Below are 21,568 nucleotides of genomic sequence, written 5' to 3'. Positions count from 1 at the left end.
GGGGCAGGGCGGGCTGCGCTATACTTTGAAGGTTTTGTTGCCGCGCACCATGCGCCGGCCGTCTTCGCCCCGCAGGCCCCAAGCATGCCCTTGCCACCGCCGGATTGTCCTCGCCAGCCGCTGCACACGCGTTCCATACGCGTGCAGTCGTATGCGCGCGATGACGGCAACTGGGACCTGGAAGCCGAGCTCATCGACGTCAAGGCGTACGATTTTCCCAAGCGCGACGGCGAGATGTTCAAGGCGGGGCAACCCATCCACCATATGCACCTGCGCATCACCATCGATGGCGATTTCACCATCGTGGCCGCGCGGGCCGTCTATGATGCCGCTCCCTATGGCGAGCACTGCATGGCCATCGAATCCGCCTACGCTGACCTGGTCGGCATGAACCTGCTCAAGGGGTTCCGCCGTCAGGTCAAGGAACGCTTCGGCCATGTCGAGGGCTGTACGCACATGACCGAGCTGTCGCAGGTGCTTCCCACCGCGGCGGTGCAGACCATGGCCAATCGCCGGCGGCAGGAAAGCAACCCGAACCGGCGTCCGTTCCAACTGGACGGCTGTCATGCCCTGAGCACCGACGGCCCGGTGGTGGCTGAGCACTATCCCAAGTGGTACACCGGGGGTAGCGCTGAGGCATCGGCCGATTCGACCTCCGATTCACCTTCTCTTTCTCATACGTCCTGACAGGTAACACATGAAAATCCACGAGTATCAAGGCAAGGAACTGCTGAAGCAATTTGGCATCCCGGTGCCGCGCGGGATTCCCGCTCTTTCCGTCGACGAGGCCGTGGCTGCCGCTGAAAAGCTGGGTGGACCGGTCTGGGTCGTCAAGGCACAGATCCACGCGGGCGGCCGCGGCAAGGGCGGCGGCGTGAAGCTGGCGCGCTCGCTGGACGACGTGCGCAAGCTCGCCTCCGAAATCCTGGGCATGCAACTGGTCACGCACCAGACCGGCCCGGAAGGCCAGAAGGTCCGCCGCCTGTACATCGAAGACGGCGCCGACATCCAGAAGGAATACTACGTGTCGCTGGTCACCGACCGCGCCACCCAGAAGGTCGCCTTCATCGCCTCCAGCGAAGGCGGCATGGACATCGAGGAAGTGGCCCACTCCACCCCCGAGAAGATCGTCACCGAATACATCGATCCGCTGACCGGCCTGTCGGCCGAGCAAGCCACCAAGATCGCCAACGCGATCGGCCTGCCCGCCGACTCGACCGCCCAGGCCGTGGACGTGTTCCAGAAGCTCTACAAGTGCTACATGGACACCGACGCCTCGCTGGTCGAAATCAACCCCCTGAACCGCGACAGCAAGGGCAACATCATCGCCCTGGACGCCAAGTTCAACTTCGACTCCAACGCCCTGTTCCGTCACCCGGAAATCGTCGCCTACCGCGACCTGGACGAAGAAGATCCGGCTGAAATCGAAGCCTCGAAGTTCGACCTGGCCTACATCCAGCTCGACGGCAACATCGGCTGCCTGGTGAACGGCGCCGGCCTGGCCATGGCCACCATGGACACCATCAAGCTGTTCGGCGGCGAGCCGGCCAACTTCCTGGACGTCGGCGGCGGCGCCACGGCCGAGAAGGTCACGGAAGCCTTCAAGATCATGCTCAAGAACAAGAGCGTGAAGGCCATCCTGGTCAACATCTTCGGCGGCATCATGCGCTGCGACGTCATCGCCGAAGGCGTGATCGCCGCTTGCAAGGCCGTCAACCTGAACGTGCCGCTGGTCGTGCGCATGAAGGGCACCAACGAAGAACTCGGCAAGAAGATGCTGGCCGAGTCGGGCCTGCCGATCATCAGCGCCGACACGATGGCCGAAGCCGCCACCCGCGTCGTCGCCGCCGTCAAGTAAAGAGAAAAAATCCAAGGATTCACAAATGTCGATTCTGATCAACAAGGACACCAAGGTCATCACCCAGGGCATCACGGGCAAGACCGGTCAGTTCCACACTCGCATGTGCCGCGAGTACGCCAATGGCAAAGCCGCCTTTGTGGCCGGCGTGAACCCCAAGAAGGCCGGTGAGGACTTCGAAGGCGTGCCGATCTTCGCGTCGGTCAAGGACGCCAAGGCCGACACCGGCGCCACCGTGTCGGTCATCTACGTGCCGCCCGCCGGCGCCGCCGCCGCCATCTGGGAAGCCGTCGAGGCCGAACTGGATCTGGTGATCTGCATCACCGAAGGCATCCCGGTCCGCGACATGCTGGAAGTCAAGAACCGCATGAAGGCCAAGGGCAGCAAGACGCTGCTGCTGGGCCCGAACTGCCCCGGCCTGATCACCCCGGACGAAATCAAGATCGGCATCATGCCCGGTCACATCCACCGCAAGGGCCGCATCGGCATCGTCAGCCGCTCGGGCACCCTGACGTACGAAGCCGTGGCGCAAGTCACCGAGCTGGGCCTGGGTCAATCCAGCGCCGTCGGCATCGGTGGCGACCCCATCAACGGCCTCAAGCACGTCGACGTCCTGAAGATGTTCAATGACGATCCCGACACCGACGCCGTCATCATGATCGGCGAGATCGGCGGTCCGGACGAAGTCAACGCCGCCCAGTGGGCCAAGGACAACATGAAGAAGCCGGTCGTCGGCTTCATCGCCGGTGTCACCGCCCCTCCCGGAAAGCGCATGGGCCACGCCGGCGCGCTGATCTCCGGCGGCGCCGACACGGCCGACGCCAAGCTGGAAGTCATGGAAGCCTGCGGCATCCGCACCACGCGCAACCCCTCCGAAATGGGCAAGCTGCTCAAGTCGGTGCTGTAAGGTTGTGCGCATGAAGAAGGCCCGCCTCGGCGGGCCTTTTTTTCGTTCCAGCCTAGGGAAATCCCGTGTCCATGATGCGGCCGGCGAAACATACGGAAAGCTGAACGAAACTATAATGAAAGAAATTCTGCACGTACCCAGCAAGAATGCCGTCGGGCTCGCACCAAGACGGTCAGTACGTCTTTTTGTCTTTTCCACCCATTCATTTGGTTTGTCCTAGGGGGATCACGTCCTAGGAAAGAGAGGTATGGAACTCAGTTCAGCGGCATTCTGGTTAGCGTTGCTCCAGATCATTTGGGTCAACATTCTGCTGTCGGGCGATAACGCCGTGGTGATTGCGCTGGCCGCGCGCTCGCTGCCGCCGGCGCAGCAAAAGAAAGCGATCGTGATCGGCTCGGCCGCCGCGATCATCATGCGTATCGTGCTGACGCTGGTGGCCGCCAAGCTGCTGATGCTGCCGTGGCTCAAGCTCATCGGCGCACTGCTGCTGGTGTACATCGGCGTGACCCTGTTGCTGCCGGAAGGCGAGGAAGAGGGGGACGGCAAGACCCATGGCAATCTGCTGACCGCAATCCGCACTATCATGATCGCCGACCTGGTCATGAGCCTGGACAATGTGGTGGCCGTCGCCGCCGCGGCGATGGGCGACACCACGCTGCTGGTGCTGGGCCTGGCGATCAGTATTCCGCTTGTGATTTTCGGCAGCACGCTGCTGCTCAAGGTCATCGAACGCTTCCCGCTCATCGTCTGGGTGGGCGCGGCGTTGTTGGGCTTCATCGCCGGCGAATTGCTGGTGGGTGATCCCGCCCTGCAGGAGCCGGTGGCGCGCATCGATGCGGCATTGGGCGTGACCCAGCACAGCTTCGCCCTCATGACCGGAGCGTTGGGCGCGGTGCTGGTACTGGCGATCGGCAAAGTTTTGCTGATGCGCCAGAAAGCTGACTGAAAGCTGAACTACAATAATACGTTGTTCCAAGCCCGCCGCCACGGCGGCGGGCCGGCCGGCACGGGGCCGGCCTTTATTTTGATAAATGCCTTCGGGGGTTCAAATTGCTTGAGTTTTTCCAGACGCTGAGTTGGGCAGCGGTATTCCAGATCATCCTCATCGACATCCTGCTCGGCGGCGACAACGCGGTGGTGATCGCGCTGGCGTGCCGCAACCTGGAGCCCAAGCAGCGCATGCAGGGCATCCTGTGGGGCACCGCCGGCGCCATCCTGCTGCGCGTGGTCCTGATCGCCTTTGCGCTGACCCTGCTGTCGATCCCGTTCCTGAAGGTGGTGGGCGGCCTGTTGCTGGTCTGGATCGGCGTCAAGCTGCTGGTGCCCGAGGATGACGCCCATGGCAACGTGAAGGGCGGCACATCCATCATCGCCGCCATCAAGACCATCATCATCGCCGACTTCGTGATGAGCCTGGACAACGTCATCGCCATCGCCGGCGCGGCCCAGAATGCTCACGCTGATCATCAGATCGGTCTGGTAATTTTCGGCCTGGTCGTGAGCGTGCCCATCATCATCTGGGGCAGCACGCTGGTCCTGAAGCTGATCGACCGCTATCCGCTGGTGGTGACTTTCGGCGCGGCGCTGCTCGGCTGGATCGCGGGCGGCATGCTGGTCACGGACGTGTTTGTCGAAGGTCAATTCGGCGTCCAGCCCACTGCGGTTAAAATCGGCGTAGAAATCTTCGGCGCCTTGCTCGTTGTTGTCCTTGGACGGTGGCTGGCAAGCCGCAAAACCGCCTCCAAGGAATCCGTACATGAGTCTGCGTAGATCCGCCGATCCCCAGCAATCCGAATCAGGCCTGAGCCTCCTGCAGGGCCTGTTCGTGCTGGCCATCCTGGGCGTCGTGGCGACGGTCATCGTCTCCCACTTCGTTCGATGACGCCTCGTGTCTCTGCCGCAACGCTTGGTCATCGCGACCCGCGCCAGCCGGCTTGCCCTGTGGCAAGCCGAGCATGTGCGCGATCGACTGCGCACGCTGTACCCGGCGTGCGCGGTTGAACTGCTCACCCTGACGACCCGAGGCGACCAGATCCTCGACCGCACCCTCTCCAAGGTGGGCGGCAAGGGGCTCTTCGTCAAGGAACTCGAAAACGCCCTGCTCGACGGGCGCGCCGATCTGGCCGTGCATTGTCTGAAGGACATGCCGGTCGATCTGCAGGCGCCGTTCGAACTGTGCGCCGTGCTCGATCGCGCCGATCCGCGCGATGCCTTCGTCTCCAATCGCTACGACACGCTGGCCGACCTGCCGGCCGGCGCCGTCGTCGGCACCTCCAGCCTGCGCCGCGAATCGCAGATCCGCGCGCGTTATCCGCACCTGGCGGTCAAGCCGCTGCGCGGCAACCTCGATACCCGTCTGGGCAAGCTCGACCGCGGCGAATACGATGCCATCGTGCTGGCCGCCGCCGGCCTGAACCGGCTGGGCCTGACGGATCGCATCCGTTGCCTGCTCGATCCTTCGGATTGCCTGCCGGCGGCCGGGCAGGGCGCCCTGACCATCGAGATCCGCGACGATCGCGACGATATGCGTGCCTGGCTGGCGCCGCTGAACGATGCCACCGCGACCGCGATCTCGCTGGCCGAACGCGCGGTGTCGCGCCGGCTGGGCGGCTCCTGTCAGGTGCCGCTGGCGGCCTATGCCGAAATCCACGGCGGCAGCCTGACGCTGCGCGCGCTGGTGGCGTCGCCCGACGGCACGCGCACCCTGCGCGCCGAACGCAGCGGTCCGGTGGGCCAGGCGCAGGCGATCGGCGAGGCGGTCGCCGCCGAGTTGTTCGATGCCGGCGCCCAGGCCATTCTCGACGAGCTGTTGCAAGACGCATCCCCCGAGGACTGATGGACAGGGCCGCCGCCCAAGCGCCGCGCGTGGCCGTGCTGACACGGCCCGCCGGTCGCAACGAGGCCCTGGCCGACCGCTTGCGCGCCGCGGGCTGGACGCCCTGCATCCTGCCCGCGCTCGATATCCACCCCCTGTCCGTCGCCGCCACGGACCTGCCGCGGCCGGCGGACTACGACATGGTGGTGTTCGTCAGCGGCAATGCCGCCCGGCAATACCTGGATCAACTGGCCCGAGCGGATGGTCCGGCGCCCTGGCCCGTGGGCGTGGCCGTCGCCACGGTCGGACCGGCCAGCGCCGCAGGGCTGGCGGGGCTGCCGGGTTTTGGCGCGAATACAACAGTCCTGCATCCCGGCGACCAGGCCGCCAGCCACGATTCCGAGGCGCTCTGGGAGGTCCTTTGCGGCCTGCCACGGCTGCCGTCGCGGGTGTTGGTGGTGCGCGGCACGCAGGGCCGGGACTGGCTCAGCGAACAATTGCAGTCACATGGCGTCTCCGTGACACGTCACGCGGCCTACCGGCGCCTGCCGGCACAATGGGACGAGTTCGAGCTTGCGCGCCTGCGGAGCTGGGCCGCGCAGGGCGTGCCGGCCACCTGGCTCATCACCAGCGGCGAGGGCGCGGACTCGGTGCGCGACCAGTTGCAGGCGGCCGGGCTGGCCGCCTGGTGGGGCGGTTGCGGCTTTGTCCTGACCCATCCTTCGCTGGCGCGGCGCGTGCCGTCGCCGGCATCTGATCCGGGTTCGCAAGCAATGGTAAAAATCTGCATGCCCAACGACGAGTCGATTTTCCAGGCTTTTGTTGCTGCTTGATTCGTTGCTTCGGACTGACACCGAATACAATCGCGTCATGACAGACAAGACTCCCGCTACCGATCCGGCCGTTAACCCGGCCGCCCCGGGCGCCAGCGCGCCCGCATCGGCCCCGGCCGATTCCGTCACGGCCCGTCCGGCCAAGCGCGGCAGTGGCCCCCTGGTCACTGCCCTCATCATCGTCATCCTGCTCGCCGTCGGGCTGGGCTATGCCCTGTGGCAGCAACGCACGCAGTTCGTCGCCGCCGGCCGTGAGGTCGCCTCGCGCCTGGACACGCTGGCCGCCGACGTGGCGCAGGCGCGCAAGGACACTCGCGAAGCCCTGGCCCTGGCGCAAGCCCAGGCCGGTCGCCTGGGTGACCTCGAAGACAGCGTGCGCGAGACCCAGAGCCAGTACAACGCCCTGCAACAGGCCTGGCAGAACTTCAACGACAGCGCGAGCGACGAACTGCTGGCCAACGACGTCGAGCGCCTGCTTACCATCGGCAGCCAGCAACTCCGGCTGGCCGGCAACGTCTCCAACGCCATCGTCGCGCTGGAAACCGCGCAATCGCGCCTGGCGCGAGCCGACCGCCCGCGCTTCTCCAGCTTGCAGCAGGCCATCAACGGCGACCTGGACCGCCTGCGCGCCGTGTCCACCGTCGACATTCCGGCGCAGTCAGCCCGCATCGAGCGCCTGACGGCCCTGGTCGGCAAGGCGCCGCTGCTGGTGCCGGACGCCGCCGCGCCCGGCATCGCCGCCGGCGAGACTCGCCCCGCGACCCCGGCCCCCGCCCCGGTCGACCCTCAGGCCGGCCTGCCGGCCGACGCGGCCTGGTGGCAGCGCTGGCGAGCCGAAGTGGCCTCGTGGCCGGGCCGCGCCGGCTCGGCGCTGGCACATGAGCTTGGCGGCCTGATCTCGATCCAGCGCGTTGACGAACCCGCGGCGCTGCTGCTGTCGCCGGAACAGGCCGACCAGGTGCGCGGCACGCTGCGCCAGCGCCTCTTGACCGTGCAACTGGCCATGCTGATGCGCCAGCCCGCGGTCTGGAAAAGCGAGCTCGACAACGTCGGCGCCACGCTGGCCAAGTACTTCGACACCCGTTCGCCTGACACGGTCGCGGCCCAGAACCTGGCCCGCGAACTGGCGCAGACCGATATCGCGGTGCGCATGCCCGACGTGTCCGACAGCCTGAACGCCGTGGCCGCGCTGCGCGCCGCCGGCTTCAAGACCAGCGATCAGGACTGAGGCCCATGCGTACCTGGTTCTGGACACTGCTGCTCGCCGTCATCGCCGTCGCCCTGGCGGTGGTGCTGCGTTCCCATTCCGGCAACGTGCTGCTGCTGGTCTGGCCGTGGCGCATCTCGATGTCGCTGACGCTGGCCGTGCTGCTGATCGTGGCCGCCTTCGTCGTGCTGTACGTCGGCCTGCGCCTGTTGGCCTGGCTGCTTGCCATCCCTGATCGCGTCCGCGCCTGGCGCGGCAAGCGCGCCCAGGCGCGCGATCACGAGTTGCTCGAGCGCGGCTGGATCGGCCTGCTCGAAGGCCGTTATTCGCACGCCGAAAAAGACCTGACCAAGTTGCTCGAGCAGACCAAGGTGCAGACCCGCCGCGTGCTGGCCGCGCTGTCGGCCGCCCGTGCCGCGCATGGCCTGGGGGAATTCGACCGCCGCGACCGCCTGCTGGCGACCGCGCAGGAGCAGGCCGGCACCGACCCCGGCCTGGTGGAAGCCACCGCGACGGTGTCGGCCGACATGCTGCTGGACCAGGGCCGCGCCGAGCGCGCGCTGGCCGTGCTGGCGCCGCTGGCCGACGGCGGCGCGCGCCACCTGCATACCATGCGCCTGCTGCTGCGCGCGCACACGGCCCTGCATCATGACGAACAGGTCTTCACGCTGGCGCGCGGCCTGCTGCGCCGCAATGCCCTGGCGCGCACCGAGGGCGACCATCTGATCGACGTGGCCGGCGCGGCGCGCTTGCGTGCGGCGGCCGCCAACGACGGCTGGCGCGCCATCTGGAAAGACCTCAAGGCCGAGGAGCGCCTGCTGCCCGAGATCGCGCTGGCCGGCGCCGCCTCCTTCGAAGCGGCCGGCGAGGCCAACGAAGCCGCCAAGGTGCTCGAGGCCGCCATCGCCGTCAAATTCAACCCCGCCCTGGTGGCCGCCTACGCGCGCTGCGACGCCGAGCAGGTCTCGCGCCGGCTGGCCAAGGCCGAGACCTGGCTGCAGCAGCGTCCCACCGATCCAGACCTGCTGACCGCGCTGGGCATGCTGTGCCTGAACGGCCAGTTGTGGGGCCAGGCCGAACGCTACCTGCTGCGCAGCCTGTCGCGCCGTAGCGATGCGCAGACGCACGCGCTGCTGGGCAGCCTGTACGACCGTCTCGACCGTCCGGCCGATGCGGTGCGCCACTGGCGCCTCGCCACCGCCGCCAGCATGGCGCTGCCCGTGCTGGCCGCCGACGCGGCGCTGCCGGCGGCGGATACCGGCTCGGACCCGTACCGCCTGGACGCCGAGGGCGGGTACGCGGTCGGCCTGTCGGATATCGACGCCGATATCGGCGGCGACTATCCCGCGTTGCCGCCGGCCGTGGCCGCGTCGGCGTCGGACTACGTGCTGGACCCGGACGCCCGCGCCAACAAGGAGCAGCAGGCGCGCGCGCTGGCGCCGGAAGATGCGCCGGTCGTCGGCGGCACCTCCGACATCGACGAATATTTCGACAGCGCGCCGATCCCGGCCGCGGCGTTCGACAGCCCCGTGCCGACGTATTCGCCGGCCCCGCCGGCCACTCCCAAGCCGGCCGCGCCCGCGGTGCCGGCCCCGACCACCAAGCCGCCGTTCAAGGACGACGGTTCGCTTTGATCCTCTTTCAGACTGACAAGGTTCCATCATGAGTTATGACCGCGTGTCCCCCGGCAAGAAGCTGCCGGAAGACTTCAATGTGATCATCGAGATCCCCATGAACGCCGACCCGGTGAAGTACGAGGTCGACAAGGAATCGGGCGCGATCTTCGTCGACCGCTTCATGCTGACGGCCATGCACTACCCGTGCAACTACGGCTATATCCCGCAAACGCTGTCGGAAGACGGTGACCCCGCCGACGTGCTGGTGCTGACGCCGTTCCCCATCCAGATCGGCGCCGTGGTGCGCTGCCGCGCCATCGGCGTGCTGGAAATGGACGACGAGTCGGGTGGCGACGCCAAGCTGCTGGCCGTGCCGATCGAAAAGCTCTACCCCCCGTACCGCAACATCAAGTCGTACGAAGACCTGCCGGCCGAAGACACGGCCCGCATCCAGCACTTCTTCGAGCACTACAAGGACCTGGAGAAGGGCAAGTGGGTCAAGGTCAAGGGCTGGAAGGGCGTTGATGCCGCCCACGAGGAAATCCTCAAGAGCGCCGAGCGCTACAACAAGGGCTGATCAGGCCTTGCGTCGCGCCGGTGTCGCACCGGCGGGCGCCTTCAAGCGGCGCGGCCGCGACGGCATGATGCCGATCGCCGCCGCGCCGTTGTCTTGCAGGCCCTGCAGATTCTGCGTCACCTGCGCCGCCGCCTCCTGGATGCGTTCCTGCAGCAGCGCCAGCCGCTTGGCGGGCGTGCGCGCCTCGGCGGCGATGAACACCAGGCTGCCCACCACCTTCTGGTCGGGCGTGAAGATCGCCGAGCCGATCCCCATCAGGCCCGGGTCGACCTCGCCGTGCGACACGCACACGCCGGCCGCCCGCAATTGCTTGAGGTTGGCGCGGAACGCATCCCAGTCCTCGCCCAGGCCGGCCTCGCGGATCTCGGCGGCGTGCCACAGCATCAGGTTGCGCAACTGGTAAGGCGGCAGATTGGCCAGGATGGGCTTGGCGGTGGCGCCGCGGAACATGGGGAAGGGGCGGCCGCGCGCGTAGCTGGATTCGATGGAATGGTCGGTCCAGTAGCGGTCCACGCACATGACCTTGTCGCCGTAGTAGCTGCACAGCATCAGGTTGGCGTTGAGTTCGTCGCCCGTGGCGCGCATGACCTCGCGGGCCGCGCGCATCAGCGGGTCGTGCTGGCGCAGGTGCCGGTCGAGCTCGATGATGCGCGAGCCGAGCACGTAGGCGCCGCCGGCGGTCGGCGCCAGCAGGCCGCTTTCGGTGAGTGACTTGAGATAGCGGTAGGCGGTGGCGCGCGAGCACTCCAGATGCGCCATGACGTCCTCCTGGAACGCGGCGGTGGTGTCGTCGCGGAAGAGGTCGAGGATGGACAACATGCGATCGGGAGTGCTCATTGCTGCTGACGCGCCTAGTGAATGTGGAAGCCGCCGTTGACGTCGACCACGATGCCGGTTGAGTAGGAGGACAGGTCCGAGGCCAGGAACAGAATGGCCTGCGCCACTTCGGCCGGGGAGCCGAAGCGTTGCAGCGGAATGCCCTGTTTGAGTTCTTGTTCCCAATTTTCGCCGAATTTGCCGAGCGTCATGTCGGTCTCGATGATGCCCGGCGCCACGCAGTTGGCGCGCACGCCGCGCGGGCCCAGTTCGCGCGCCAGCGCCTTGGTGAAACTGATCACGCCGCCCTTGGAGGCGGCATAGTGCGAACCGCCCAGCAGGCCGCCGCCGCGCAGGGCGGCGGTCGACCCCAGGTTGACGATGGCCGGGCGTCGCCCGCTTTCCAGCAACTGGGGCAGGGCGGCGCGCGTCACGTTGTACGTGCCTGTCAGGTTGACGTCGATCATGCGGCGGAACTCGTCCTCGGGCAGGTCCCAGATGCGGGTCGCGGCGACGATGCCGGCGTTGTTCACCAGCACGTCGATGCCGCCCAGCGCCCGCGCCGCCTGCGCCACGGCCTGCTCGCAGGAGGCGCTGCTCGACACGTCGCAGTGCAGATTGACGCGGCCGCCGACGAGGCCGGCGTTGGCGCGGTCGGGGTACTCGCGGTCCAGCACCGCGACGCTGGCGCCTTGCGCCAGGAATTGCGCGACGATGGCGGCGCCGATGCCACGGGGGTTGGCGCCCCCCGTGATCACGGCGCGCTTGCCTGCCAGCAGGCCGGGCGCGCCGCCGCTCATGGCTTCACCAGCGCGCAGCCGCCCTGGTCCAGCGGACGGAACGCCTGTTCGGCGGGAATCTTGCGCACCAGCTTGTAGTAGTCCCAGTCGCGCTTGGATTCCGACGGCTTCTTCACCTGGAACAGGTACAGGTCGCGCATCACGCGGCCATCCTCGCGGATGCGGCCGTTCTCGGTCATGAAGTCGTTGATGGGCGTTTCGTGCATCTTCTTGAGCACCGCCTCCGAGGCGTCGGTGCCGGCCGCCTTGATCGCGTTCAGGTAGTGCAGGGTGGCGCTGTAGTTGCTGGCCTGCACCATCGACGGCATGCGGCCGGTGCGTTTGAAATAACGCTCGGACCACTGGCGCGCCTTGTCGTCCTGGTCCCAATAGAACGGCTCGACCAGGTTCAGGCCCTGGGCGTATTCCAGCCCGACGCTGCGCACGTCGACGATGCTCATGAAGAGCGCGGCCACGCGCTGCTTGCTGCCCATGATGCCGAATTCGAACGCCTGCTTGATGCTGTTGATGGTGTCGCCGCTGCCGTTGGCCAGGCCGATCACCTGCGCCTTGGAGGCCTGCGCCTGCAGCAGGAACGACGAGAAGTCGGCGCTGGCGATGGGGTGGCGCACGCTGCCGACCACCTGGCCGCCCTTGGCCTTGACCACCGCCATGGCGTCGCGTTCGAGTGAATGGCCGAAGGCATAGTCGGAGGTGATGAAGAACCAGCTCTTGCCGCCGTCTTCCATGACGCCGCTGGCCACGCCGGTGGCGTAGGCGTAGGTGTCATAGGTCCAGTGCATGCCGTTGGGCGAGCAGGCCTTGCCGGTCAGGTCGGCCGAGCCGGCGCTGGTGAAGATCACCACGCGCTTCATCTGGCGGGTCAGGTCCTGCACCGCCAGCGCGATGGCCGAGTTCGGCACATCCAGGATCAGGTCGACCTTTTCGTTCTCGTACCAGCGCCGCGCGATCGAGACGCCGATGTCCACCTTGTTCTGGTGGTCGGCGGACACCACCTCGATGGGTTTGCCCAGCACCTTGCCGCCGAAATCCTCGACGGCCATCTTCACGGCCTCGACGCCGAACTTGCCGGACAGGTCGGCCATCATGCCGGACTGGTCGCCCAGCACGCCGATCTTGACGACGTCGTCGGATACCTGGGCCTGGGCCGACAGTGAAACGGCGCCCAGCGCGCAGGCGGCCAGGCAATGCTTGAAACGAATCTTCATGGTTTTGTCTCCTCGGGGGCTTGTATCTTGGCGCGCCGCCCTGTGCCGGGCGGTCGCGCGGGGTCTTGCCGGGGCGTGCCTATTCCAGCGTCTGGCCGGCGTAGGCGTCGATGAACAGGTTGGGTTTCAGGAAGAAGCTCAGCACCAGCGCGCCATGCGGAGCCCGGGCCACGTGGCGGTTGCCGCGCGGGCGCCAGACGTAGTCGCCGGCGCGCACTTCGCCTTCGGCGTCGACGATCGAGCCTTCCAGCACGTAGGTCTGCTCGACCTCGACATGTTCATGCAGCGGCAGCTCGGTGCCGGGCTGCCAGCGGAACAGCGCGGTCAGCAGGCCGGACTCCTTGTCCTGCATCAGCACCTTCATGTCGATGCCTTCGACCTGCGTGGGTTTCCAGGGCAATTCATCCACTTTCAGGAAGCGCGATGCCAGTGGGGGCAGCGCGTTGGCCGCAGGGCAGCCAGGGGTTTCGAGGGCCATGATGTCTCCTAGCCAAAACTCGTTATGGAAGAAAAACTAAAAATCTTGTTATTGAGTGTTTAAAAATAGTCGCGTATATTGAGATTTATGTCAATCACGTTTTCCAGCAGGGACGGCGGATCGACACGAGCCGGGCCAGGGATGCCGAGCCTCGGGAAGCCTTTCCCGACGCGGATGTTCCGAGAGATCCGGCGCCTATAAGACAAGGAGACAAGCTTGAATCAGGACTATCTGGGCCAGACCTTCGGGTTGGCCGGGCGCACGGCGCTGGTGACGGGGGGCGCGCGCGGGCTGGGGTATGCGATCGCCGCCGGCCTGGGCCGGGCGGGCGGGCGCGTGGTGATCAACGATCTGTCGCAGGCCGCCTGCGACGCCGCTTGCGCGCAACTGGCCGCGGCCGGCATCCCGGCGCGCAGCGCGGTGTTCGACGTGGCCGACGGCGCCGCCGTGGCCGCGGCCATCGCGCAACTGGAAACCGATGGCGTGGCCATCGACGTGCTGGTCAGCAATGCCGGCAACCAGAACCGCAAACCGGTGGTCGAGATGGCGCCCGCCGAATGGCAGGCGCTGCAGAACGTGCACGTGAATGGCGCTTTCCATTGCGCCCGCGCGGTGCTGCCGGCGATGGCGGCGCGCGGCTTCGGCCGCATCGTGCTGATGTCATCCGTCGCCGGCCAGGCCACCATGCCGAACATCGCGGCCTACGCCACCGCCAAGGGCGCCATCGCGGCGTTTACCCGCGCGCTGGCGGTCGAGTATGGCGGCCAGGGCATCACCTGCAACGCATTGGCGCCGGGCTTCGTGCGCACCGACTTCACCCAGGGGCTGCAGGACAATCCGCAGTTCCAGTCGTTCCTGTCGACGGCGGTGCCGGTGGGGCGCTGGGCCACGCCTGAGGACATCGCGCCGGCGGTGGTGTACCTGGCTTCGCCGGGGGCTTCGTTCGTCAATGGCCACGTGCTGGCGATCGACGGCGGCCTGCTGGCCCGCATGTAGGAGGACGGCCATGAGTACCCAAGCGGTTCTGTCCGCCCAGGGGCTGGTCAAGCGGTTCGGCGGCTTCAATGCCGTCGACGGCGTGTCCCTGGCCCTGCGGGAAGGTTCCATTCATGCCTTGATCGGCCCCAACGGCGCCGGCAAGACCACCTGCTTCAACCTGCTGACCAAGTTCCTGACGCCCGACCAGGGCGCAATCCATTATCGCGGCCGCGACATCACCGCGCTGGCGCCTGAGCAGATCGCGCGCCTGGGCATCGTGCGCTCGTTCCAGATTTCGGCGGTGTTCCTGGGGCTGACCGTGCTGCAGAACATGCGCGTGGCGCTGATGCGCCAGCATGGCGACGGGATGCGGTTCTGGCGCAGCCGTCGCAGTGTCGATCGCCTCAACGACCAGGGCCTGGCCCTGCTGGAGGCGGTCGGTCTGGCGGGCCTGGCCGACACCACGGCGGCCCTGTTGCCCTACGGCCGCAAGCGGGCGCTGGAAATCGCCATGACGCTGGCCCTGGAGCCTGAAGTGATGCTGCTGGACGAGCCGATGGCCGGCCTCGGCCAGGAAGACGTGGCGCGTATCGCGGCGCTGATCCGGCGCGTGTCGGCCAATCGCAGCATCCTGATGGTGGAGCACAACCTGTCGGTGGTCGCCGACCTGTCCGACACCATCACGGTGCTGGCGCGCGGCGCGGTGCTGGCGCAGGGCGACTACGCCACGGTATCGCGCGATGAGCGCGTCATTACCGCCTACATGGGCGCTGAAGAGGGGGACGACTGATGCTGTCGATCAAGGATCTCAACGCCTGGTATGGCGAATCGCATGTGCTGCACGGCGTCGACATCGACGTGCGGCGCGGCGAACTGGTCACGATCCTGGGCCGCAACGGCGCGGGCAAGACCACCACGCTGCGCGCCGTCATGGGCATCCTGGACAAGCGCCGCGGCTCGATCCTGTTGAATGGCCAGGAAACCGTGGGCATGGCGCCGCACCGCATCCCGCGGCTGGGCGTGGTGTATTGCCCGGAGGAACGGGCGGTGTTCCGCAGCCTGGACGTGACCGAGAACCTGCTGCTGCCGCCGCGCCTGGCCGACGGCGGCATGTCGCTGGACGAGATCTACACCCTGTTTCCCAACCTGCGCGAACGCAGCGCCAGCTCTGGCGGCAACCTGTCGGGCGGCGAGCAGCAGATGCTGGCGATCGCCCGCATCCTGCGCACCGGCGCCCAGTTGATCCTGCTGGACGAGCCCACCGAGGGGTTGGCGCCGGTGATCGTGCAGCAGATCGGGCAGGCCATCCGCACGCTCAAGGAGCGCGGCTTCACCATCGTGCTGGTCGAGCAGAATTTCCGCTTCGCCACCAAGGTGGCCGACCGCCACTACGTGATGGAGCATGGCCGCGTGGTCGACCAATTGTCGGCGCAAGAGGCGCGCAACGATCCCGAGCGGATCGCGCGCCGCCTGGGCGTCTGAGGGGAGAATCCTGTGTTCGAAATTTTTGGCGTGCCGTCCACGGCACTGTTCGGCCAGCTCCTGCTCGGCCTGATCAACGGTTCGTTCTACGCCTTGCTCTCGATCGGGCTGGCGGTGATCTTCGGCCTGTTGAACATCATCAACTTCGCCCATGGCGCGCAGTACACGGCGGGCGCGTTCCTGGCCTGGATGCTGCTGAACTACCTGGGCGTGAACTACTGGGCCGCGCTGGTGCTGGTGCCGCTCATCATGGCGGCGTTCGCCATCGTGGTCGAGCGCGTGCTGATCTCGCGCACCTACCGCATGGACCATCTGTACGGGTTGCTGCTGACCTTCGGGCTGGCGCTGCTGATTGAAGGTGGGCTGCGCCAGGCCTATGGCGTGTCGGGATTGCCATACACCATCCCCAAGGCGCTGACGGGCGGGGTCAACCTGGGCTTCATGTTCCTGCCGTGGTACCGCGGCTGGGCGGTGGTGGTGTCGCTGGTGCTGTGCCTGGCGGTGTGGGTGCTGATCGAGAAGACCCGGGTCGGCGCCATGCTGCGCGCGGCCACCGAGAACCCGACCATCGTGCGCTCGTTCGGCATCAACGTGCCGCTGTTGATCACGCTGACCTACGCGCTCGGCGTGGCGCTGGCGTCGGTGGCCGGCGTGATCGCCGCGCCCATCTACCAGGTCAGCCCGATGATGGGCTCGAACCTGGTGGTGGTGGTGTTCGCGGTGGTGGTGATCGGCGGCATGGGTTCCATCATGGGCGCCATCGTCAGCGGTTTCGGGCTGGGCATCATCGAGGGGCTGACCAAGGTGTTCTATCCGGAGGCCGCCAACCTGGCGATCTTCCTCATCATGGTGCTGGTGCTGCTGTGCAAGCCTGCCGGCCTGTTCGGCAAGCCGCTGCAGGTGCAGAACGTGCTGGCGGCCGAAGCCACGCGCGAACCGGTGCAACTGGGCCGTCGCGCCATGCGCTGGTGCATGGCGATCCTGGCGCTGGCTGCGCTGGCCGCGCCCTGGTTCGTCTATCCCACGTTCCTGATGAAGGTGCTGTGCTTCGCGCTGTTCGCCGCAGCCTTCAACCTGCTGGTGGGCTACGTCGGCCTGCTGTCGTTCGGCCATGCGGCCTTCTTCGGCGCGGCGGCCTATGCCACCGGCATTGTCATGAAGCTGCTGGGCGCCACGCCCGAACTTGGCCTGCTGGCCGGCGTGCTGACCGGCGGCCTGCTGGGACTGGCGTTCGGCGCCATCGCGATCCGGCGCCAGGGCATCTACTTCGCGATGATCACACTGGCGCTGTCGCAATTGGTGTACTTCATCGCGGTGCAGGCGGGTTTCACCGGCGGCGAGGACGGCCTGCAGAGCGTGCCGCGCGGCAAGCTGTTCGGTCTGTTCGACCTGGACAGCGTGATGCCGATGTATTACTTCACGCTGGCGGTGTTCGCCCTGGGATACGCCTTCGTGCTGCGGGTGTTGAACTCGCCGTTCGGCGAGGTGATCCGTTCCGTGCGCGACAACGAGCAGCGGGCCCGCTCGCTGGGCTATTCGACGTCGCGCTACAAGCTGCTGGCGTTTACGTTGTCGGCCTCGGTAGCGGGGTTGGCCGGCGGGCTCAAGGTGCTGGTGTTCGGCGTGGCCTCGCTGACCGACGTGCACTGGCACGCCAACGGCGAAGTGGTGCTGATGGCGCTGCTGGGCGGCATTGGCACGGTGTTTGGTCCGCTGGCCGGCGCCTTCACCTTCGTGTCGCTGCAGAATTACCTGGCGCCGCTGGGCTCCTGGGTGCTGATCGTGCAGGGGGCTATCTTCATCCTGTGCGTCCTGTTGTTCCGCGACGGCATCATGGGGCTGGTGTCGCGCGCCTGGCTTGCCGTCGCCCGTTCGAAAAAGGAGTCGTGATGTTCCTGCATGTCGTAATGCTGCAATTGTCCGGCGCCGCCGATGCGCGCTTTCATGACCGGGTGCGGGGCTACTGCGACCGCATCCTGGCCGAATGCGACGGCGTGGCGGGCTATGCCTTCCGGCCCAACCAGGCCGGCCGTTCGGACGGACTGACCCACGCGGTGGTGGCGGCGTTCAGTGACGCCGCCGCCCACGACCGCTACCAGGTGTCGGCCGCCCACCAGGAAATGAAGGCCTACATGGCGGATTTCATCGAGCGCCTGGTGGTGTTCGATGGGGAAATCCCTACAATTTGCTGAATATTTCCGCCGTCCCGGAACGGGATACACTCGCGAATGATTTTTGCCATCGGACCGTTCCACCCGTCATAGGTTGATAGATCATGGACTACGTATTGCCTCCCCAGCCGCTGACCGCGGTTCCCGTTGCCGGCAGCGCCGCGCTGTTTCCGGTGCGCCGCGTCTACTGCGTCGGCCGCAACTATGCCGAGCACGCCAAGGAAATGGGCTTCACCGGCCGTGAAGATCCGTTCTTCTTCTGCAAGCCCGCCGACGCCGTGCTGAGCGTGGCCGACGGCGAAACCGGCAAGATGCCGTATCCGCCCAAGACCTCCAACCTGCACTACGAAATGGAGCTGGTGGTGGTGCTGGGCAAGGGCGGCCGCGACATCCCGGTGGAACAGGCCAACGACTGCGTCTGGGGTTACGCCCTTGGCCTGGACATGACCCGCCGCGATCTGCAGGGCGAGATGAAGAAGCAAGGCCGTCCCTGGGAAGTGGGCAAGGCCTTCGATCTGTCGGCGCCGCTGGGCCCGATCCATCCGCGCAGCGTGGTCGGCACGCTCGACAAGGGCGCCATCTGGCTCGACGTCAATGGCCAGCGCAAGCAGGCCAGCGACATCTCGCAGATGATCTGGAACGTGCCGGAAAGCATCGCCTACCTGTCGGGCCTGTTCGAACTGCAGCCTGGCGACATCATCTTCACCGGCACGCCGGAAGGCGTTGGCGCCGTGGTGCAGGGCGATGTCATCACCGGCGGCGTTGAGGGACTGGGTGAACTGCGGGTGCAGATCGTTTAAAGTACGCCCCGGAATCTTTTCCCCACATTTCAGGAGCGCAGCATGCGCAGCAAGATCGTGCTGACCGCCTTCGTCGTGTTCGGCTTCGTACTCGCCGGTTGCAATACCGTGGCGGGCATGGGCAAGGACATGTCGCGGGCCGGCAACGCCATCACCAACGCCGCCGACAAGTAATCGTCAGGCACCGGTGATAAAAAAGCCCCTTGATCGCTCAAGGGGCTTTTTCTTTGGAGACGCCGTCCCGGGGAGGCGGCGTCCGCCCACGGCGGTGGGCGCGGGGTGGAGACTCAGCCGCGAGGGTTCACAGCACGTCCCCGGCGTAGTCCGCCAGGCGCGAGCGCTCGCCGCGCTGCAAGGTTACGTGGCCCGAGTGCGGCCAGCCCTTGAAGCGGTCGACCACGAACGTCAGGCCCGAACTGCCTTCGGTCAGGTACGGCGTGTCGATCTGGGCGATGTTGCCCAGGCAGATCACCTTGGTGCCGGGGCCGGCGCGCGTCACCAGCGTCTTCATCTGCTTGGGCGTCAGGTTCTGGGCCTCGTCGATGATCAGGTACTTGTTCAGGAAGGTGCGCCCGCGCATGAAGTTCAGCGACTTGACCTTGATGCGCGACCGGATCAGGTCCATGGTGGCGGCGCGCCCCCAGTCGCCATTGCCTTCGCCTTCGCCCATGTTCAGCACGTCGAGGTTGTCTTCCAGCGCGCCCATCCAGGGGAGCATCTTCTCTTCCTCGGTGCCGGGCAGGAAGCCGATGTCTTCACCAACGGGCACCGTGACGCGGGTCATGATGATCTCGGTGTAGCGCTTGGTTTCCAGCACCTGGGTGATGCCGGCCGCCAGCGCCAGCAGCGTCTTGCCCGTGCCCGCCTGGCCCAGCAGCGACACGAAGTCGCATTCCGGGTTCATCAGCAGGTTCATGGCGAAGTTCTGCTCGCGGTTGCGCGCGGTGATACCCCAGACGTTGTTCTTGCCGTGGGTGTAGTCGCGCAGCGTCGCCAGCACCGCCATCTTGCCGCTGACCTCGCGCACCTGGGCGTACAGCGGCATCTGGCCTTCGAAGTAGACGAACTGGTTGACCACGAACTGCGAACACAGCGGGCCGTGGATGCGGTAGAAGGTGGTGCCGCCCTGTTGCCAGGACTCGACGTCCTTGCCGTGCTTGTTCCAGAAATCCTCGGGTAACTGCATCACGCCCGAGTACATCAGGTCCGAGTCTTCCAGGACGTGGTCGTTGAAGTAGTCTTCCGCGGCCATGCCCAGCGCGCGCGCCTTCAGGCGCATGTTGATGTCCTTGGACACCAGCACGACTTCACGCTGCGGGTATTTTTCCTGCAGCGCGCGCACCACGCCCAGGATCTGGTTGTCGGCCTTGCCCATGGGCAGGTCCGACGGCAGGGTGCTGTGGATGGCGGTGGTCTGGAACATCAGGCGCCCGGTGGCGTCCTTGTTGCCCAGCTTGGCCAGTTCCAGGCCTTCGTCCAGTTGGGTGGCGTCCTGCACCAGGGCGTCGAGCGAACGACTGACCTGGCGAGCGTTGCGCGCCACTTCGGACATGCCCTTTTTCTGGTGGTCCAGTTCTTCGAGCGTCATCATCGGCAGGAAGATGTCGTGCTCTTCGAAGCGGAACAGCGAGCTGGGGTCGTGCAGCAGCACGTTGGTGTCCAGCACGAACAGCTTGCGCGGCTCGTTCTGGGCGCGCGGCTTGGCGCGCTTGGCCGGGGTCGCGGCGGGCTTGGCCTGGCGCGCCTGGGCGCGCGGCGCCGGTGCGGCGGGGGCCGGCGGCGGCACCTGGCGGGCCGGGATCTGGGCCTTGCGGGCGGGAGGGGCCATGCCGTCGAGTTCGGGCTGGACCAGCAGCTCGTCCTCGTCGTCTTCGGCCAGGACGGCCTGGGTGTTCGACCGCGCAGCGGCGGTCTTGGTGCTGCGGGCCTGCGCCCGGGCGTTATCGCCCGAGGGGAAGGTCAGGATGGCTGCGGGGCGGGTGGGCAACTTCGGAAGCGGCATATGCGTCACTCTCCAGTATGGGCCGGCTATGGCACCTGACGGGTATTCCTGTGCACGGCTAACCGATGCTCTTGGCGGCCTGCAGGACTTCCTTGGCGTGGCCCGGGACCTTCACCCCGCGCCACTCCTGCACCAGCACGCCATAAGCGTCGATCAGAAAGGTGCTGCGCTCGATGCCGCGCACCTGTTTGCCGTACATGTTCTTCTGCTTGATGACGCCGTACAGATTGCACACGGTTTCGTCGGCGTCGGAGATGAGAGGGAAAGGAAGCTCGTACTTGGCCTTGAAGTTCTCGTGCGACTTCAGCGAATCGCGCGAGATTCCGACCACCACGGCGCTGGCCGACAGGAAGTCGGCGTGCAGGTCGCGGAAATCCTGGCTCTCGGTGGTGCAGCCAGGGGTGTTGTCCTTGGGATAGAAGTACAGGATCACGGCGCGACCCTGGCACTGCTCCAGGCTGATCGGCCCGATGGTGCTTTCAGCGGTGAACAGCGGGGCGGGCTTGCCGATGATGGGCATCATCATGTCTGGGGGTCTCCGTTGGGGGGGATGAGGGCGACGACCACGCGCCGGCCCTCCGCCATCAGGATGTTGTAGGTGCGCGAGGCGGCGTGGGTGTCCATGATTTCCACGCCGATGCCGGCCGCCAACAGGGGACGCAGCACCTCGGGGCGCAGGAACTGTTGCCGGCCGCCCGTGCCGACCAGCAGCACTTCCGGCGCATTGGCCGGGCGGCTGGGGGTGGCTTCGGGTTCGTCCAGGAACGCCAACGGGTCGCGGACGGGTTCGGACAATCCGGCCGCCTGACGCAAGAGGGTGGGGGTGATGTCGGCCGGCGACTGAACGGGCCAAGGGGTAACTTCGCCTTCGGGGCCAAAAGCGACCGAGGAGGAAAAACGTACCTGGTTGACCTCGATATAACCGTCACCGTAGGCGGTGACGGTGTTCAGGGCGGCCGTCGCAGGATCGGTATGCAGCTTCAATAAATACTCCGGCTTTATGGCTCCGATAATAGCGCA

The 21,568-nt window shown here is 66.5% G+C and carries 25 protein-coding genes; 18 read left to right on the top strand and 7 right to left on the bottom strand.

Translation table 11 applies throughout. From position 1 onward, the window contains the following. Window positions 1-84: 84 nt before the first annotated feature. The 11 genes from HV783_RS05305 to ppa all read left to right on the top strand — a co-directional run bounded on the left by HV783_RS05305 (window position 85) and on the right by ppa (window position 9,813). Complete coding sequence (locus HV783_RS05305) at window positions 85-687, top strand: DUF2889 domain-containing protein (RefSeq protein ID WP_049072472.1); 603 nt, start codon at window positions 85-87, stop codon at window positions 685-687. A gap of 10 nt (window positions 688-697) precedes the next feature. Next, window positions 698-1,858 (top strand): ADP-forming succinate--CoA ligase subunit beta, encoded by a 1,161-nt coding sequence (gene sucC, locus HV783_RS05300; RefSeq protein ID WP_006388409.1) that lies wholly within the window; start codon window positions 698-700, stop codon window positions 1,856-1,858. A gap of 25 nt (window positions 1,859-1,883) precedes the next feature. Further along, the gene (sucD, locus tag HV783_RS05295) at window positions 1,884-2,765 is read left to right on the top strand and encodes a succinate--CoA ligase subunit alpha (RefSeq protein ID WP_006388410.1); all 882 of its coding nucleotides are present in this window, start codon (window positions 1,884-1,886) and stop codon (window positions 2,763-2,765) included. A gap of 247 nt (window positions 2,766-3,012) precedes the next feature. Further along, window positions 3,013-3,711, top strand: a complete 699-nt coding sequence (locus tag HV783_RS05290) for a TerC family protein (protein ID WP_054501364.1) — start codon at window positions 3,013-3,015, stop codon at window positions 3,709-3,711. Between the two features lie 104 nt (window positions 3,712-3,815). After that, window positions 3,816-4,535, top strand: a complete 720-nt coding sequence (locus HV783_RS05285; RefSeq protein ID WP_049072474.1) for a TerC family protein — start codon at window positions 3,816-3,818, stop codon at window positions 4,533-4,535. Then, window positions 4,522-4,647 (top strand): hypothetical protein, encoded by a 126-nt coding sequence (locus HV783_RS29585; RefSeq protein WP_258955702.1) that lies wholly within the window; start codon window positions 4,522-4,524, stop codon window positions 4,645-4,647. The genes HV783_RS05285 and HV783_RS29585 overlap by 14 nt, the downstream gene beginning before the upstream one ends. A 6-nt stretch (window positions 4,648-4,653) precedes the next feature. Further along, window positions 4,654-5,601 carry a hydroxymethylbilane synthase gene (gene hemC, locus HV783_RS05280; RefSeq protein WP_054501363.1) on the top strand — a complete coding sequence of 316 codons (948 nt, stop codon included), beginning with the start codon at window positions 4,654-4,656 and terminating at the stop codon, window positions 5,599-5,601. Continuing rightward, a complete protein-coding gene (locus HV783_RS05275; RefSeq protein WP_054501362.1) occupies window positions 5,601-6,413 on the top strand; it encodes a uroporphyrinogen-III synthase in 813 nt (270 codons plus the stop codon). The genes hemC and HV783_RS05275 overlap by 1 nt, the downstream gene beginning before the upstream one ends. 37 nt (window positions 6,414-6,450) lie before the next feature. Beyond that, window positions 6,451-7,641 (top strand): uroporphyrinogen-III C-methyltransferase, encoded by a 1,191-nt coding sequence (locus HV783_RS05270; RefSeq protein ID WP_054501361.1) that lies wholly within the window; start codon window positions 6,451-6,453, stop codon window positions 7,639-7,641. A 5-nt stretch (window positions 7,642-7,646) separates the two neighbouring features. Next, complete coding sequence (locus tag HV783_RS05265; protein WP_064522679.1) at window positions 7,647-9,254, top strand: heme biosynthesis HemY N-terminal domain-containing protein; 1,608 nt, start codon at window positions 7,647-7,649, stop codon at window positions 9,252-9,254. A gap of 28 nt (window positions 9,255-9,282) precedes the next feature. Next, window positions 9,283-9,813, top strand: a complete 531-nt coding sequence (gene ppa / locus HV783_RS05260) for an inorganic diphosphatase (protein ID WP_049072482.1) — start codon at window positions 9,283-9,285, stop codon at window positions 9,811-9,813. Here ppa and HV783_RS05255 read toward each other — a convergent pair whose 3' ends face one another. The 4 genes from HV783_RS05255 to HV783_RS05240 form a co-directional block, all read right to left on the bottom strand. Then, window positions 9,814-10,650, bottom strand: a complete 837-nt coding sequence (locus HV783_RS05255) for an IclR family transcriptional regulator (RefSeq protein ID WP_059269646.1) — start codon at window positions 10,648-10,650, stop codon at window positions 9,814-9,816. It abuts the gene before it with no gap. 14 nt (window positions 10,651-10,664) lie between these two features. Next, window positions 10,665-11,429 carry an SDR family NAD(P)-dependent oxidoreductase gene (locus HV783_RS05250; RefSeq protein ID WP_054501358.1) on the bottom strand — a complete coding sequence of 255 codons (765 nt, stop codon included), beginning with the start codon at window positions 11,427-11,429 and terminating at the stop codon, window positions 10,665-10,667. Further along, window positions 11,426-12,637 carry an ABC transporter substrate-binding protein gene (locus HV783_RS05245; RefSeq protein ID WP_054501357.1) on the bottom strand — a complete coding sequence of 404 codons (1,212 nt, stop codon included), beginning with the start codon at window positions 12,635-12,637 and terminating at the stop codon, window positions 11,426-11,428. Before HV783_RS05245 ends, HV783_RS05250 begins: the two co-directional genes overlap by 4 nt. A gap of 79 nt (window positions 12,638-12,716) precedes the next feature. After that, window positions 12,717-13,115: a cupin domain-containing protein gene (locus tag HV783_RS05240; RefSeq protein ID WP_049072486.1), complete on the bottom strand. Its 399-nt coding sequence runs from the start codon at window positions 13,113-13,115 to the stop codon at window positions 12,717-12,719. A 216-nt stretch (window positions 13,116-13,331) separates the two neighbouring features. Between HV783_RS05240 and HV783_RS05235 the strand changes: the two genes are divergently transcribed. The 7 genes from HV783_RS05235 (at window position 13,332) to HV783_RS05205 (ending at window position 18,720) form a co-directional block, all read left to right on the top strand. Further along, complete coding sequence (locus HV783_RS05235; RefSeq protein WP_144654915.1) at window positions 13,332-14,111, top strand: SDR family NAD(P)-dependent oxidoreductase; 780 nt, start codon at window positions 13,332-13,334, stop codon at window positions 14,109-14,111. A 10-nt stretch (window positions 14,112-14,121) separates the two neighbouring features. Next, window positions 14,122-14,883: an ABC transporter ATP-binding protein gene (locus tag HV783_RS05230; RefSeq protein ID WP_054501355.1), complete on the top strand. Its 762-nt coding sequence runs from the start codon at window positions 14,122-14,124 to the stop codon at window positions 14,881-14,883. Continuing rightward, a complete protein-coding gene (locus HV783_RS05225) occupies window positions 14,883-15,575 on the top strand; it encodes an ABC transporter ATP-binding protein (protein ID WP_054501354.1) in 693 nt (230 codons plus the stop codon). Before HV783_RS05230 ends, HV783_RS05225 begins: the two co-directional genes overlap by 1 nt. Before the next feature lie 12 nt (window positions 15,576-15,587). After that, window positions 15,588-17,465 carry an ABC transporter permease gene (locus tag HV783_RS05220; RefSeq protein WP_116791084.1) on the top strand — a complete coding sequence of 626 codons (1,878 nt, stop codon included), beginning with the start codon at window positions 15,588-15,590 and terminating at the stop codon, window positions 17,463-17,465. Beyond that, window positions 17,465-17,767 carry a Dabb family protein gene (locus HV783_RS05215; RefSeq protein ID WP_064522687.1) on the top strand — a complete coding sequence of 101 codons (303 nt, stop codon included), beginning with the start codon at window positions 17,465-17,467 and terminating at the stop codon, window positions 17,765-17,767. Before HV783_RS05220 ends, HV783_RS05215 begins: the two co-directional genes overlap by 1 nt. 83 nt (window positions 17,768-17,850) lie before the next feature. Continuing rightward, the gene (locus HV783_RS05210) at window positions 17,851-18,546 is read left to right on the top strand and encodes a fumarylacetoacetate hydrolase family protein (protein WP_054501351.1); all 696 of its coding nucleotides are present in this window, start codon (window positions 17,851-17,853) and stop codon (window positions 18,544-18,546) included. 42 nt (window positions 18,547-18,588) lie between these two features. After that, window positions 18,589-18,720 (top strand): entericidin A/B family lipoprotein, encoded by a 132-nt coding sequence (locus HV783_RS05205; protein ID WP_006388428.1) that lies wholly within the window; start codon window positions 18,589-18,591, stop codon window positions 18,718-18,720. A gap of 127 nt (window positions 18,721-18,847) precedes the next feature. Here the strand turns inward: HV783_RS05205 and HV783_RS05200 are convergent, their stop codons facing one another. The 3 genes from HV783_RS05200 to HV783_RS05190 are packed head-to-tail and all read right to left on the bottom strand — an operon-like array spanning window position 18,848 to window position 21,532. Beyond that, a complete protein-coding gene (locus tag HV783_RS05200; protein WP_054501350.1) occupies window positions 18,848-20,548 on the bottom strand; it encodes a PhoH family protein in 1,701 nt (566 codons plus the stop codon). Window positions 20,549-20,606: 58 nt separating this feature from the next. Further along, entirely contained in the window at window positions 20,607-21,071 is a 465-nt protein-coding gene (locus HV783_RS05195; RefSeq protein ID WP_006388430.1) for a peroxiredoxin, read from the bottom strand. After that, window positions 21,071-21,532 (bottom strand): Mth938-like domain-containing protein, encoded by a 462-nt coding sequence (locus tag HV783_RS05190; RefSeq protein WP_006388431.1) that lies wholly within the window; start codon window positions 21,530-21,532, stop codon window positions 21,071-21,073. The genes HV783_RS05195 and HV783_RS05190 overlap by 1 nt, the downstream gene beginning before the upstream one ends. Between the last annotated feature and the right edge of the window lie 36 nt (window positions 21,533-21,568).

It is taken from the genome of Achromobacter dolens (genome assembly GCF_902859745.1).
GTDB lineage: Bacteria > Pseudomonadota > Gammaproteobacteria > Burkholderiales > Burkholderiaceae_B > Achromobacter > Achromobacter dolens.
Note: the sequence above shows the minus strand (reverse complement) of the source record. Positions and strands in the feature narration are given on the sequence as shown.